12 protein-coding genes and 1 riboswitch are annotated in these 14,524 nt (G+C 54.4%); of the genes, 7 read left to right on the forward strand and 5 right to left on the reverse strand.

Going from position 1 to position 14,524, the window contains the following annotated elements:
• Position 1 precedes the first annotated feature (1 nt).
• Positions 2 to 99, reverse strand: a riboswitch (TPP riboswitch).
• Positions 100 to 134: 35 nt separating this feature from the next.
• Positions 135 to 1,796, reverse strand: a complete 1,662-nt coding sequence (gene sgrR / locus AC6I8T_RS03485) for an HTH-type transcriptional regulator SgrR (protein WP_208724775.1) — start codon at positions 1,794 to 1,796, stop codon at positions 135 to 137.
• Positions 1,797 to 2,050: 254 nt separating this feature from the next.
• On the opposite strand from sgrR, the gene AC6I8T_RS03490 reads away from it, so the two are divergent.
• Positions 2,051 to 3,229, forward strand: coding sequence for an MFS transporter (locus AC6I8T_RS03490; RefSeq protein WP_208724776.1), 1,179 nt, complete (start codon positions 2,051 to 2,053; stop codon positions 3,227 to 3,229).
• Between the two features lie 56 nt (positions 3,230 to 3,285).
• Here the strand turns inward: AC6I8T_RS03490 and leuD are convergent, their stop codons facing one another.
• Genes leuD through leuA form a run of 4 tightly spaced genes read right to left on the reverse strand, consistent with a single transcriptional unit; the run spans position 3,286 to position 7,962 of the window.
• Entirely contained in the window at positions 3,286 to 3,891 is a 606-nt protein-coding gene (gene leuD, locus AC6I8T_RS03495) for a 3-isopropylmalate dehydratase small subunit (protein WP_497833507.1), read from the reverse strand.
• Positions 3,892 to 3,894: 3 nt separating this feature from the next.
• Positions 3,895 to 5,301 carry a 3-isopropylmalate dehydratase large subunit gene (gene leuC / locus AC6I8T_RS03500; RefSeq protein WP_021184754.1) on the reverse strand — a complete coding sequence of 469 codons (1,407 nt, stop codon included), beginning with the start codon at positions 5,299 to 5,301 and terminating at the stop codon, positions 3,895 to 3,897.
• A 4-nt stretch (positions 5,302 to 5,305) separates the two neighbouring features.
• Positions 5,306 to 6,397, reverse strand: a complete 1,092-nt coding sequence (gene leuB / locus AC6I8T_RS03505) for a 3-isopropylmalate dehydrogenase (RefSeq protein WP_021184753.1) — start codon at positions 6,395 to 6,397, stop codon at positions 5,306 to 5,308.
• 2 nt (positions 6,398 to 6,399) lie between these two features.
• Positions 6,400 to 7,962 (reverse strand): 2-isopropylmalate synthase, encoded by a 1,563-nt coding sequence (gene leuA, locus AC6I8T_RS03510; RefSeq protein ID WP_021184752.1) that lies wholly within the window; start codon positions 7,960 to 7,962, stop codon positions 6,400 to 6,402.
• Positions 7,963 to 8,877: 915 nt separating this feature from the next.
• Here leuA and ilvI point away from each other — a divergent pair.
• From ilvI to ftsL, 6 genes are all read left to right on the forward strand, one after another.
• Positions 8,878 to 10,602 (forward strand): acetolactate synthase 3 large subunit, encoded by a 1,725-nt coding sequence (gene ilvI, locus AC6I8T_RS03515; RefSeq protein ID WP_021184750.1) that lies wholly within the window; start codon positions 8,878 to 8,880, stop codon positions 10,600 to 10,602.
• A 2-nt stretch (positions 10,603 to 10,604) separates the two neighbouring features.
• A complete protein-coding gene (gene ilvN, locus AC6I8T_RS03520; protein WP_021184749.1) occupies positions 10,605 to 11,096 on the forward strand; it encodes an acetolactate synthase small subunit in 492 nt (163 codons plus the stop codon).
• Between the two features lie 196 nt (positions 11,097 to 11,292).
• Complete coding sequence (gene cra, locus AC6I8T_RS03525) at positions 11,293 to 12,303, forward strand: catabolite repressor/activator (RefSeq protein ID WP_021184748.1); 1,011 nt, start codon at positions 11,293 to 11,295, stop codon at positions 12,301 to 12,303.
• Positions 12,304 to 12,796: 493 nt separating this feature from the next.
• Positions 12,797 to 13,255 carry a division/cell wall cluster transcriptional repressor MraZ gene (gene mraZ, locus AC6I8T_RS03530; protein WP_021184747.1) on the forward strand — a complete coding sequence of 153 codons (459 nt, stop codon included), beginning with the start codon at positions 12,797 to 12,799 and terminating at the stop codon, positions 13,253 to 13,255.
• A gap of 2 nt (positions 13,256 to 13,257) precedes the next feature.
• Positions 13,258 to 14,199 (forward strand): 16S rRNA (cytosine(1402)-N(4))-methyltransferase RsmH, encoded by a 942-nt coding sequence (gene rsmH / locus AC6I8T_RS03535; RefSeq protein WP_208724777.1) that lies wholly within the window; start codon positions 13,258 to 13,260, stop codon positions 14,197 to 14,199.
• The gene (ftsL, locus tag AC6I8T_RS03540) at positions 14,196 to 14,516 is read left to right on the forward strand and encodes a cell division protein FtsL (protein ID WP_021184744.1); all 321 of its coding nucleotides are present in this window, start codon (positions 14,196 to 14,198) and stop codon (positions 14,514 to 14,516) included. The genes rsmH and ftsL overlap by 4 nt, the downstream gene beginning before the upstream one ends.
• Positions 14,517 to 14,524: the final 8 nt, after the last annotated feature.

Here is a 14,524-nt window from a genome sequence, read left to right on the forward strand (position 1 = left end):
AGCAGTGAGGCATCTCAAATCCCTACGCCGGTATTAACCGGATCAGGTTCGACGGGTCTCTCTCAGCCCCTGTAATGCAGGGCACCCCGTTGAGAACGGCTCATTCTAGTCATTTCCGGCTCAGGGCGAAAGGTTCACAGCTCCGGCGGGGCAAACCAGGCGGATTTAAAGTCAAACCAGCCAAGGGTATTCATGCGCACACCACGCATACTGCGCTGGCCTTCCAGCAGCAACCAGTGATGAAACAGCGGATGCAGGTAGTCACTGTCCACCAGTTGCTTGCTCCATTCCGCCAGCGGTAGCGTTTTTTCGCGCCAGCGTTCAGCCGCGCTTTGCCAGTCTATTGGGATGCATTGCTGCATCAGCGGCAGCTCATACAATTGAGCGAACAGCGAGTAATCCAGCGGCAGGGTGAAGTTGACACTGCCAAGCCAGATATCGCTTTCGCCTTCACCGTTAAACCATGCTTCGTAACTCAGTTCACGGGTGATTAACTCTACGCCCTGCTGCGCCAGCAGTGGGCGCAGCGCATTGGCGATCCCTTCATGCTCAACATGATGGCTGTACCAGCTGATGGTCAGTTGGGTGAGATGCTGTGGTTTGCTGACTGGGGTTAAGTCGCGGCGGTGGTGCCAGCGAGGAATCAAGCCATAGGCCGGGAACCAGTAGCGTTGATACCCTACCCCGGCGTTGTTCAGCAGGGCGATAGGGTTAAACAGATAGCTGACCCAGCGGCGGAAATGGGCATCGCGTCCCTGCTCTGAACGTTGGTCATACAGCAGAAAATAGCAACCCTCTTCCAGGCGGCTCTCCTCCGATTTTTCATCGGCGGTTTCGCCCTGCAACTTCACTCCGGCATACACCAGTTCGTCGCTGATTTCCGGTAATACCCAGATTGAGACATCATCAATCAACGCGCGGTAGCCGAAGTAGTCATCAAAAGCGGCAATTTTAAGTTGGCTTTGCTGGTTGCGCACCACGCTGTAGGGGCCGGTGCCAATCGGCTGACGGGCGAAATCGCGAACCGTTTGCCACTCGCGCGGCAAGATCATCGCGCTGACGCTGCCAAGCAACCACGGTAGCCAGTTATCGGGTTGAGTCAGTTGAATATCCAGCGTCCAGGGGGCAGGGGAGTGAAGTTTGGCAATATGGGAGAACAGCGGTTGGGTACGCAGACGATCCAACGAGCTGATGACATCCTCCATCTCCAGTTCACGACCGTGGTGAAAACGAATCGCGGGTCGCAGGAAAAAGCGCCAGTGCAGCAGCGATGTTTGTTGCCAGTGATGGGCAATATCGGGTTCAATTTCCCCCTTTTCCTCATTTATCCGTGTCAGACCACTGAAGATTTGCCGCGCTAAATGGGTTTCGGAGCGACGCAACGGGGAACCGGGTAGCAGGTTGGGAAGCGGGCGATAATAGAGGACGCGCAGAATATGCTTACCCTGGCGGAAGCTGCGGCCGAGGTGAGAAGCAATCATTTGGCGTACCTGATTTTTGTCGCCTACCAATTGCACCAGTTGTTCGATGCGATCCTGCTCCAGCAAATCTTCGGCGCGCTGCTGCTGCAATGCCAGCCCGGTATAACAAAAACTCAGCGTTGAACGTTTACCCCGTCCGGCTTCGGCCTGCCAGATTAACCAACCCGCATCCTGCATGGCATTCAACAGGTTGCGCATATGACGTCGCGAGCAGTGCAGCAATTCCGCCAGTTCGCTCAGGGTGGTTTCCTGATCCTGGCCCTGGCAGCTTTGCCACAGGCGGATAAATTGCTGTTGTAGACGTGAAGAGGACATAAAAGGGGAACTCCGCCGCGTAATCGCTCAGTTTTTCTTGCCCTATATTAGAGGCATAGTAGACCCCAATGGAAGAGCGGGAGGCATTCAGTCATGAATGGCGCTCTGCCAGCGGTTCTGCCGACGTAGAACCTTTTCTGAGTAGGGTGCAATTTCACCGCCAGCAGTGTGTTCTCTGCTGGCTTTTTTCGTCTTGCTGTGGAATCTTCTACCCTCATTTTTTTCCCCGATTGAATCCGCAAAGGGATTTCTGCATGAAATCGCTGTTAACGCGTAAGCCGTTCCTCAACCCGGTTTATCTGGCTTTTATGGCCGTCTCCTTTATGGTTGGCGTGGCCGGTGCTTTGCAGGCACCGACGCTGAGCCTGTTCCTGACGCGTGAAGTGCAGGTCAGGCCGTTCTGGGTTGGGTTGTTCTTTACCGTCAACGCGATTGCCGGGATTGTCATCAGCCTGCTGGTGGCGAAACGTTCCGACAACCATGGCGATCGCCGCCACCTGATTATGTTTTGTTGCCTGATGGCGGTGTGTAATTCGCTGTTGTTTGCCTTTACCCGTCATTATCTGACGTTGATTACGTTGGGCGTGCTGCTGTCGGCATTGGCCAGCGTGGCAGTGCCGCAAATTTTTGCGTTGGCGCGTGAGTATGCTGACCGTTCCGCCCGCGAAGTGGTGATGTTCAGTTCGGTCATGCGTGCGCAGTTGTCGCTGGCGTGGGTGATCGGCCCGCCGTTATCGTTCGCGCTGGCATTGAACTATGGCTTTGTGACGCTGTTTTGCGTGGCGGCGGTGATCTTTTTGTTAAGCCTGCTGCTGATCTGGCGCACCCTGCCGTCGGTGCCGCGTGTGATCGTGTCTCCCGAGCAGGTGTTGACACAACTGAGTCCGTGGAAAGACAGCCAGGTGCGTCTGCTGTTTATCGCCTCGGTGATAATGTGGACCTGCAACGTGATGTATATCATTGATATGCCGCTCTATATCAGCTCCACGCTCGGTTTGCCGGAAAAGCTGGCTGGCCTGTTGATGGGAACGGCGGCCGGGCTGGAGATCCCGATTATGTTGCTGGCCGGGCATTATGCACGTCGCTTCGGTAAACGTCGGCTGGTGCAGGTGGCGCTGGTGGCCGCAATGGTGTTTTATCTCGGGCTGGGTCTGTTCCAGTCACGTACCGCGCTGATGGTGTTGCAGCTGTTCAATGCTGCGTTTATCGGGATTGTTGCCGGAATCGGTATGTTGTGGTTCCAGGATCTGATGCCGGGACGTGCTGGCGCGGCTACCACCATGTTTACCACCTCGATCTCTACCGGAATGATTGTGGCGGGTTTGATTCAGGGGGCGCTGAGTGAACAGTTCGGCCATGAGTCGGTGTACTGGCTGGCGCTAGGGTTAGCAGTGCTGGCGTTGGGGCTGGCTTCGCGGGTGCGGGATGTGTAACTGCGCGCAATAAATCGCGCCGCTACGGCTGTAGCGGCACGATTAATCGCGCTATTTTAACGTAAAAACGCGGGCTGATTCGTCTCGTAGTCGGCGATGGACGCTTCGTGTTGCAGCGTCAGGCCAATGCTGTCGAGTCCGTTAATCATGCAGTGGCGACGGAAGCTGTCGATTTCGAAGTTATAGGTTTTGTCGCCAGCAGTCACGGTCTGGGCTTCCAGATCCACGATAAAGCTGATGCCTGGATGGCTTGCGACCAGCTTAAACATCTCATCAACTTCTTCATCGCTTAACTTCACCGGCAGCAACTGGTTGTTGAAGCTGTTACCGTAGAAGATATCCGCAAAGCTGGGTGCAATCACCACCTGGAAACCGAAATCGGTCAGTGCCCAGGGTGCGTGCTCACGCGAGGAGCCACAGCCAAAGTTTTCACGCGCCAGCAAAATGCTGGTGCCTTTGTATTCCGGCTTGTTCAGCACGAAGCTGGCGGTCGGTACGGTGCCTGCATCATCATCAAAACGCCAGTCGTGGAACAGGTGTGCACCAAAGCCGGTGCGAGTTACCTTTTGCAGGAACTGCTTAGGAATGATGGCATCGGTATCAACATTCGCGGCATCCAGCGGGGCTACGATTCCGCTGTGCTGAGTAAATTTCTTCGCCATGGCTTAAGCTCCCTGAGTCAGTTCACGAATATCGGCAAAACGGCCCGTCACCGCCGCCGCAGCGGCCATCGCCGGGCTGACCAGGTGGGTACGTCCACCACGGCCCTGACGACCTTCAAAGTTACGGTTACTGGTGGAAGCACAGCGCTCACCCGGATTCAGACGGTCATTGTTCATCGCCAGGCACATGGAACAACCTGGCAGACGCCATTCAAAACCGGCTTCGAGGAAAATCTTGTCCAGACCTTCCGCTTCCGCTTGCGCTTTTACCGGACCAGAACCCGGTACCACCATCGCAACCACACCAGGCGCTACATGGCGGCCTTTGGCGATCGCGGCAGCAGCACGCAGGTCTTCGATACGTGAGTTGGTGCAGGAACCGATAAACACTTTATCGATCGCCACGTCGGTCAGTTTGATACCCGGTTGCAGATCCATGTAGGCCAGCGCTTTTTCGGCAGAGGCGCGTTCAACCGGATCGGCGAACGAGGCCGGGTTCGGGATTGCCTGGTCAACTGCCATCACCTGGCCCGGGTTGGTGCCCCAGGTCACCTGCGGGGCGATATCGGCGGCGTTCAGCGTCACCACGGTATCGAATTTCGCATCGCTGTCGGATTTCAGGGTGCGCCAGTAGGCAACAGCCTGTTCCCACTGCTCGCCCTTCGGTGCGAATTGTTTGTCTTTCAGGTAATTAAAGGTGGTGTCATCCGGCGCGACCAGGCCCGCTTTGGCACCCATTTCAATTGCCATGTTGCACAGCGTCATACGGCCTTCCATGGTCAGCGCTTCAATCGCCGGGCCACAGAACTCCACCACATGACCGGTGCCGCCGGCGCTGCCGGTTTTACCGATGATCGCCAACACGATATCTTTCGCGGTGATGCCCGGTGCGGCTTCACCCAGCACTTCAATCTTCATGGTTTTGGCACGGCCCTGTTTCAGGGTCTGGGTGGCAAACACATGCTCCACTTCAGAGGTGCCGATACCGAACGCCAGTGAACCAAAAGCACCGTGAGTCGCGGTGTGGGAATCACCACAGACGATGGTCATACCCGGCAGGGTCATACCCTGTTCCGGACCGATGACGTGGACGATGCCCTGGAATGGGTGGTTCAGGTCATACAACTGGATACCGAATTCAGCGCAGTTCTTGATCAGTTCCTGCATCTGAATACGTGCCATCTCGCCCGACGCATTGATGTCTTTGGTCTGGGTGGAGACGTTATGGTCCATAGTAGCGAAGGTCTTCGACGGCTGACGGACTTTGCGACCGTGAGCGCGCAGGCCATCAAAGGCCTGCGGTGACGTGACTTCATGGATCAAATGACGATCGATGTACAGTAACGGGGTTTCGTTCGGTGCTTCGTGGACGACATGTGCATCAAATAACTTCTGGTATAAGCTTTTCATTTTTTTATTTTTCCTCGGTGATGAAGCGGGCAATGATGCTGCCCATTTCATCGGTGCTCACGGACTGACCGTCACCGGCCAAATCACGGGTGCGATGACCCGCTTCCAGCGCACGGTTGATCGCGCGCTCAATGCTGTCGGCAGCCTCAGTGGCGTTCAGGCTATAGCGCAGCAGCAGGGACAACGAGAGGATCTGAGCTACCGGGTTGGCAATATTCTGACCCGCGATATCCGGGGCTGAACCACCCGCTGGCTCGTACAGGCCGAAACCTTCTTCGTTCAGGCTGGCTGACGGCAGCATGCCCATTGAACCGGTAATCATCGCGCATTCATCAGAGAGAATGTCGCCAAACAGGTTTGAACACAGCAGCACGTCGAACTGTGATGGGTCTTTAATCAGCTGCATGGTGGCGTTGTCGATGTACATATGGCTCAGTTGCACATCCGGGTAATCTTTCGCCACTTCGTTGACGATCTCACGCCACATCACGGAGGTCTGCAACACGTTGGCTTTATCGATTGAGGTCACTTTGTTGCGGCGTTTGCGCGCAGATTCAAACGCAATGCGGGCAATACGTTCGATCTCAAAACGGTGATACACCTCGGTGTCGAATGCGCGTTCGTGTGGGCCGCTGCCTTCACGGCCTTTCGGCTGACCAAAGTAGATACCGCCAGTCAGCTCACGTACGCACAGGATATCGAAGCCACGCGCGGCGATGTCGCTGCGCAACGGGCAGAAGGCTTCCAGACCTTTATACAGCGCTGCCGGACGCAGGTTGCTGAACAGTTTAAAGTGTTTACGCAGTGGCAGCAGTGCGCCACGCTCCGGTTGCTGTGCGGGCGGCAGGTGTTCCCACTTCGGACCACCCACGGAACCAAACAGAATGGCATCGGCCTGCTCGGCACCGGCAACAGAGGCAGGTGGCAGCGGTTCGCCGTGACGATCGATGGCGATACCGCCAACATCATATTCGCTGGTGGTGATACGCATGTCGAAACGCGCACGAATCGCGTCCAGAACTTTCATGGCCTGCGCCATCACTTCCGGGCCGATTCCGTCGCCCGGCATTACCGCGATATGAAAAGACTTAGTCATAGTTACACCGTTTCCTTTTGCTCTTTAAATTTGCGCTGCAATTCTTTTTCCACCTGTTTGGCACGCCAGATATTGTTCAGGGCGTTGACCATCGCTTTGGCGGAGGATTCGACGATATCGGTCGCCAGGCCCACGCCGTGGAATTTGCGACCGTTGTAGTTGACCACGATATCAACCTGACCCAGGGCGTTCTCGCCGTGGCCTTTGGCGGTCAGTTTGTAGTTCACCAGCTCCGCTTCAAAGCCGGTGATACGGTTAATCGCCTGATAGACGGCGTCGACCGGACCGTTACCGGTGGCGGCGTCAGATTTGATCTCTTCACCACAGCCCAGCTGAACAGATGCAGTGGCGGTCACGCTGGAGCCGGTCTGCACGTTGAATTCTTTCAGCTGGAAATGTTCCGGTTCTTCATTCTGTTTGTTGATGAAGGCCAGCGCTTCCAGATCGTAATCGAACACCTGACCTTTCTTATCCGCCAGCTTCAGGAAGGCGTCGTACAGGGTATCCAGGTTGTAGTCGGTCTCTTTGTAGCCCATCTCTTCCATACGGTGTTTCACCGCGGCACGGCCTGAACGTGAGGTCAGGTTGAGCTGGATTTTATGCAGACCGATCGATTCCGGCGTCAGGATTTCGTAGTTTTCGCGGTTTTTCAGCACGCCATCCTGGTGGATGCCGGACGAGTGGGCGAAGGCATTCGAACCGACCACCGCTTTGTTGGCCGGGATCGGCATGTTGCAGATCTGGCTGACGGTCTGGCTGGTGCGGTAGATTTCCTGATGTTTGATATTGGTGTGCACGTTCATGATCTGCTGGCGGGTTTTGATCGCCATGATCACCTCTTCCAGTGCACAGTTACCGGCACGTTCGCCCAGGCCGTTCAGCGTTCCCTCAACCTGACGTGCACCGGCCATCACCGCTGCAATTGCGTTGCCGGTGGCCATGCCCAGGTCATCGTGGGTATGCACAGACAGAATCGCTTTATCAATATTCGGCACGCGATTGATCAGCTGGCTGATGATGTTGGCGTATTCGTGCGGCAGGGTGTAACCCACGGTGTCCGGGATGTTAATGGTGGTGGCGCCAGCATTAATCGCGGCTTCCACCATGCGGCACAGGTCATCAATCGGTGTACGGCCACCGTCTTCGCAGGAGAATTCCACGTCGTTGGTGTAGTTACGCGCACGCTTAATCATATGCACCGCACGCTCAATCACCTCAGGCAGCGTACTGCGCAACTTAGTGGCGATATGCATCGGCGAGGTGGCGATAAAGGTATGGATACGGAACGCTTCTGCAACGCGCAGAGATTCGTAAGCGGCGTCGATATCTTTCTCAACGCAACGTGCCAGGCCACAGACGCGGCTGTTCTTGATGGTGCGTGCAATGGTCTGAACGGATTCAAAGTCGCCCGGAGAAGAGACTGGGAAACCGACTTCCATTACGTCTACGCCCATACGTTCCAGCGCCAGGGCAATCTGCAATTTTTCTTTAACACTCAGGCTGGCCTGTAACGCCTGCTCGCCATCGCGCAGAGTGGTATCGAAAATAATAACTTGCTGGCTCATCGTAATCTTCCTTATGCATTAACTTCGCCGGTGCTACGAGCATAAAAAAACCCGCGCATTGGCGCGGGTTTTCTTAAACTTTCTGCAGGTTCGAATCAGTTGTTGATTCCGCCCACGAGTCTACCGCGCAATGGGGATGCGATTAGTAGTAGACCAAGTAGACGGAAAGAACGGGACATGGATCAAACCTCGTAAATTGAGTGCTGCACATATTGATACTGAGAAAGGCCGCTGATGTCAACCATAAGTGAAAGGTTATTTCTCAAGGTGCTCAAGGTGGATCTGCTGGGATTATTCGCTTGTTCAGAGGAAAAACAAATATTAACGCGTCGCTGGCGATTTTGATCACTTGCAAAAATGTTTTAAAAATGAGTATTTATTTTAAGTTGTTGATTTTGATTTATTTTATCGGGTTTGTTTGCCTGGTGGCAAAACAATGGCGCAGCGGTTGTTTAGACGAATCTCACGTCAGATAAGGATTTTAAAGATAATCACGCCAGGAATTAATTGCCGGGTAAGATTGTGGGCTGGAATGTTGCAAAATATGCATCGTGTATTTCTTATAACTCGCTGTAAATAATTACCGAACCAGCATTATCATCTGCTGTTCTGTGCTGGGATTAGTTTAATCCTCGCGGGCAATTATCACGCCTTAGTGCCTTTGAGGTGGAAAGAAGCGGGGCTGAGAGGGATGGACGTTTGCCTGCCGGGTTTTCTGCGGTTATGGTAATCGACCTACTCTCAAAAGAATGAACTCAAGTAGATTCCCTGTACCTGGAAGGCGGAAATGAATTTCGTCTTCTGAGCATAAACATAAGGTTTTGATCTTAATTGGCGAATCCGGGGCAGGATGTCACTGACGCGGCTGGAAAGCGAACGTCCGTGGATTCCGTCCCTCAAGCCTGGAGGCAGAAAATGGAGATGTTGTCAGGAGCCGAAATGGTCGTCCGTTCGTTAATCGATCAGGGCGTTAAGCAGGTATTCGGTTATCCGGGTGGAGCGGTGCTCGATATTTACGACGCTCTGCAAACGGTCGGCGGTATCGACCACGTATTAGTTCGCCACGAACAAGGCGCGGTGCACATGGCTGACGGCCTGGCGCGTGCTACCGGCGAAGTGGGTGTCGTGCTGGTGACTTCCGGTCCTGGCGCCACCAATGCCATTACCGGCATCGCCACTGCTTATATGGACTCGATTCCGATGGTGGTTCTGTCGGGTCAGGTGCCGTCGTCACTGATCGGCTATGACGCCTTCCAGGAGTGCGACATGGTGGGGATTTCCCGCCCGGTGGTGAAGCACAGCTTCCTGGTCAAAAGCACCGAAGAGATCCCAACCGTCATCAAAAAAGCGTTCTGGCTGGCAAAAAGTGGCCGCCCGGGCCCGGTGGTGATTGACCTGCCGAAAGATATCCTGAACCCGGCGAATAAGCTGCCTTATGTCTGGCCAGAGTCGGTCAGCATGCGTTCTTATAACCCAACTATTCAGGGTCATAAGGGGCAGATTAAGCGCGCGCTGCAAACCCTGCTGGCGGCCCATAAGCCAGTGATGTATGTCGGTGGCGGTGCTATTACCTCGGGTTGCGAAGCCGAATTGCTGCAACTGGCGGAAAAGCTCAACATCCCGGTGACGACCTCACTGATGGGGCTGGGTGCTTTCCCTGGAACGCATCGTCAGTGCGTGGGTATGCTGGGTATGCACGGTACTTATGAAGCCAACATGACCATGCATAACGCTGACCTGATTTTCGGTATCGGCGTGCGTTTTGATGACCGTACCACCAACAATCTGGCGAAGTATTGCCCGAATGCCACGGTGATGCATATCGACGTTGACCCAACCTCGATTTCCAAGACCGTTGCCGCAGACATTCCGATCGTCGGTGATGCGAAACAGACGCTGACCCAGATGCTGGAACTGCTGGCGCAGACCGAGGTGAAGCAGGAGCTCGACAGCCTGCGCGACTGGTGGCAGACCATTGATGGCTGGCGTGGTCGCAAATGCCTCGAATTTGATCGCACCAGCGATAAAATCAAACCGCAGGCAGTGATCGAAACCATCTGGCGTTTGACCAAAGGCGATGCTTACGTCACCTCGGACGTGGGCCAGCACCAGATGTTCGCAGCGCTGTATTATCAGTTCGACAAACCCCGTCGCTGGATCAACTCCGGTGGTTTGGGCACCATGGGCTTTGGCCTGCCTGCGGCGTTGGGTGTGAAGATGGCGCTGCCGGAAGAAACCGTAATCTGTGTCACCGGTGACGGCAGTATCCAGATGAACATTCAGGAACTGTCGACCGCGCTGCAATATGATTTGCCGGTGCTGGTACTGAACCTCAACAACCGCTTCCTCGGCATGGTGAAGCAGTGGCAGGACATGATCTACTCTGGCCGCCATTCACAATCTTACATGGAGTCCTTGCCGGACTTCGTACGCCTGGCGGAAGCCTATGGTCACGTTGGTATCGCGATTCAGCATCCGGCCGAGTTGGAAGAGAAGCTGACCCAGGCACTGGAAACCCTGGCGAAAGGGCGACTGGTGTTTGTAGATGTGACGGTTGATGGCAGCGAGCACGTTTACCCGATGCAGATTCGTGGTGGCGGTATGGACGAGATGTGGTTGAGCAAAACGGAGAGGACATAATTATGCGTCGTATTTTATCGGTACTGCTGGAGAACGAATCCGGCGCATTGTCCCGCGTGGTTGGCCTGTTTTCGCAACGCGGCTACAACATTGAAAGCCTGACGGTAGCGCCAACTGACGATCCCACCCTGTCACGTATGACGATTCAAACCGTCGGCGATGAAAAGGTGCTGGAGCAGATTGAGAAACAACTGCACAAGTTAGTTGACGTGTTACGTGTCAGCGAGCTGGGGCAGGGTGCCTACGTTGAACGTGAAATCATGCTGGTGAAAATCCAGGCGACCGGCTATGGCCGCGAAGAAGTGAAACGCAGCGCGGAAATTTTCCGTGGGCAGATCATCGACGTGACGCCAACGCTGTACACGGTTCAGCTGGCAGGCACCAGCGACAAGCTGGATGCGTTTCTTAACACTGTCCGTGACGTAGCGGAAATTGTTGAAGTGGCGCGTTCCGGTATCGTTGGTGTATCGCGCGGCGATCGCATCATGCGTTAATCACCTTCAGTAACAGACAGTCACGATGCTAACCCGGCGTAATGCCGGGTTTTTTTATTTTATGCGCTTGAACAAGCTGACGGATAAAAGCGGTTGCTCAGCGTAGTTTTCTGCGGTTAGATGTTACAAATGTTTTACCCTTAGCTACTCTGCGGGCATTTTCGCCACAGGGCTTATCAGGAATTAAGGTGTCATCGTGAAACTGGATGAAATCGCGCGCCTGGCTGGCGTGTCGCGCACTACGGCCAGCTATGTGATCAATGGCAAAGCGCGGCAATATCGTGTCAGCGACAAAACCGTCGAGAAAGTGATGGCGGTGGTGCGTGAGTACAATTATCACCCGAATGCCGTCGCGGCGGGCCTGCGCGCCGGGCGTACCCGTTCCATTGGGCTGGTGATCCCCGATCTGGAAAACACCAGCTATACGCGCATTGCCAATTACCTTGAACGCCAGGCGCGGCAGCGTGGATATCAGCTGCTGATCGCCTGTTCTGAAGATCAGCCTGATAACGAGATGCGCTGCATTGAACATCTTTTGCAGCGTCAGGTTGATGCGATCATTGTTTCTACTTCACTACCGCCGGAACACCCGTTTTATCAGCGCTGGATCAACGATCCGCTGCCGATCATTGCGCTGGACCGTGCGCTGGATCGTGAACATTTTACCAGTGTGGTCGGTGCCGATCAGGATGATGCCCAGCAACTGGCCGCTGAATTGCGTCAGCTGCCGGTGAAAAACGTCCTGTTCCTTGGCGCGCTGCCGGAGCTGTCGGTGAGCTTCCTGCGCGAAATGGGTTTCCGTGAGGCGTGGAAAGGCGACGAGCGCCCAATCGATTATATCTACTGCAATAGCTTTGAACGCACGGCTGCCGCGGCGTTGTTTGAGAAATATCTGGAAGATCATCCTATGCCAGAGGCGTTGTTCACCACCTCATTTGGTCTGTTACAGGGGGTGATGGATGTGACGCTGAAACGTGACGGGCGTCTGCCAACCGACCTGGCGATTGCCACCTTTGGCGACCACGAATTGCTGGATTTCCTTGAGTGTCCGGTACTGGCCGTAGGGCAGCGTCATCGAGATGTTGCGGAACGCGTGCTTGAACTTGTTTTGGCGTCACTGGATGAACCCCGAAAACCGAAGCCGGGTTTAACCCGAATTCGACGTAATTTATTTCGCCGTGGTCAATTAAGCCGTCGGACAAAATGAATCGGTGGGGTGGCGTGATGCCCCACTTTATTAACCAGCCGGTTAATTTTCCCTGCCATCATTCAGGTAAAAAAGCGTAAATTTTCACCTGATTTGCTAACAAATTAAACTGCCTGGCTTTTCTTATTTGTTTACATCTTCGGCAGCAGCGGGTAGCAGAGCTGTCGCGATGGTGCTGGGCTTCTTTTCGGAAATCCCCTAAAATGCAGCCGCTGTCGCATAACGCGGGATATTTATCTTAACGGGGCAACGCGCTTTATTTTTCGCCATTTTTCATGACGCGAAAATTTTTATTCCATTATTCATCAGGTTAATTTTTATTTTGCCATTCATCGTCTTCTTCCACTCTTCTTTGAATTATTTCACCCGCTGTAAAGAGTGATATTCACTCGCCGTTGCGGCTTGACAAGGATTTCATCGGCTCCGTAAACTCTTTTCGTGGTAAAATGTGGGGTAAAGTGGTGAAAAAGGGTATCTGAGGGGTGAGGCTGGCATGTTCCGTGGGGCAACGTTAGTCAATCTCGACAGCAAAGGGCGGCTGGCCGTACCAACACGCTATCGTGAATTGCTGATCGCAGAGTCTCAGGGTCAAATGGTTTGCACCATCGACCTCCATCAGCCCTGCCTGCTGCTTTATACCCTGCCCGAATGGGAAATCATTGAGAAAAAGCTGTCTCGCTTATCCAGCATGAACCCCGCCGAGCGTCGCGTGCAGCGTCTGCTGTTGGGGCATGCCAGTGAGTGTCAGATGGATAATGCAGGCCGCTTGTTGTTGGCAAATACCCTTCGCCAACATGCGAGCCTGACGAAAGAAGTGATGCTGGTCGGCCAGTTCAACAAGTTTGAACTGTGGGATGAACAGACCTGGTATCAACAAGTTAAGGATGATATTGACGCAGAACAGTCAGCTCAGGAACCTTTATCTGAGCGGTTGCAGGACTTGTCGCTATAGCTATGCAGGAAAATTTCAAACACACCACAGTGCTGCTGGATGAGGCGGTAAACGCTCTCAATATCAGGGAAGACGGCATATACATTGACGGCACTTTTGGTCGCGGTGGTCACTCCAGATTGATCCTTTCGCAACTTGGCGCGAACGGGCAGCTACTGGCGATTGATCGCGATCCGCAAGCCATAGCCGCAGCCGCTGAGATAAAAGATCCGCGCTTCTCGATCGTGCATGGGCCGTTTTCGGCACTGGCGGAATACGTAACCGAGCGCGGGCTGACCGGCAAGATCGACGGCGTTTTACTCGATTTAGGCGTGTCATCGCCGCAGTTGGATGACGCAGAACGTGGTTTCTCTTTCATGCGTGATGGGCCGTTGGACATGCGCATGGACCCGACGCGTGGCCAGTCAGCGTCGGAATGGTTACTCAGCGCTGAAGAAGCCGATATCGCTTTTGTGCTGAAGACCTACGGTGAGGAACGTTTTGCCAAGCGCATTGCCCGGGCGATTGTCGAGCGCAACCGCGAGCAGCCGATGACGCGCACCAAAGAGTTGGCTGAAGTGATCGCTGCGGCAACACCGGTAAAAGATAAATTCAAGCATCCGGCGACCCGCAGTTTTCAGGCGATTCGTATCTGGATCAACAGTGAGCTGGAAGAGATCGACACCGCGCTGAAAGGGGCGTTGTCAGTACTGGCACCTGGCGGCAGATTGTCCGTGATCAGCTTCCACTCACTGGAGGATCGCCTGGTGAAACGCTTTATGCGCGATCAGAGTCGTGGTCCGCAAGTACCGGCAGGTATCCCAATGACCGAAACGCAGTTGAAGGCGTTGGGTGGTCGGGAACTGAAAACGCTTGGCAAGCTGGTGCCGGGCGATGCCGAAGTCGCTGATAACCCACGCGCACGCAGTTCGGTGCTGCGTATTGCTGAAAGGACAGCGTCATGATCGGAAACGAGCGTCATAGCCTGCCCGGTGTCATTGGTGGCGATCTGCTGCGTTTTGGCAAGATTCCGGTGCTGTTGCTGGTGGCGGTCCTGATTTCCGCGATGCTGGTGGTCACGACCACGCATAAGACGCGTCGTCTGACGGCAGAACGTGAACAGTTGGTGCTGGAGCGTGATGCCTTGGATATCGAGTGGCGCAACCTGATTCTGGAAGAGAACGCACTCGGCGATCACAGCCGGGTAGAACGAATCGCAACCGAGAAATTGCAAATGCAGCATGTCGATCCTTCACAGGAAAACATTGTGGTGCAGCAATAAGGAATCTC

Source organism: Pantoea sp. X-Soil-OKNW-556, assembly GCF_059730695.1.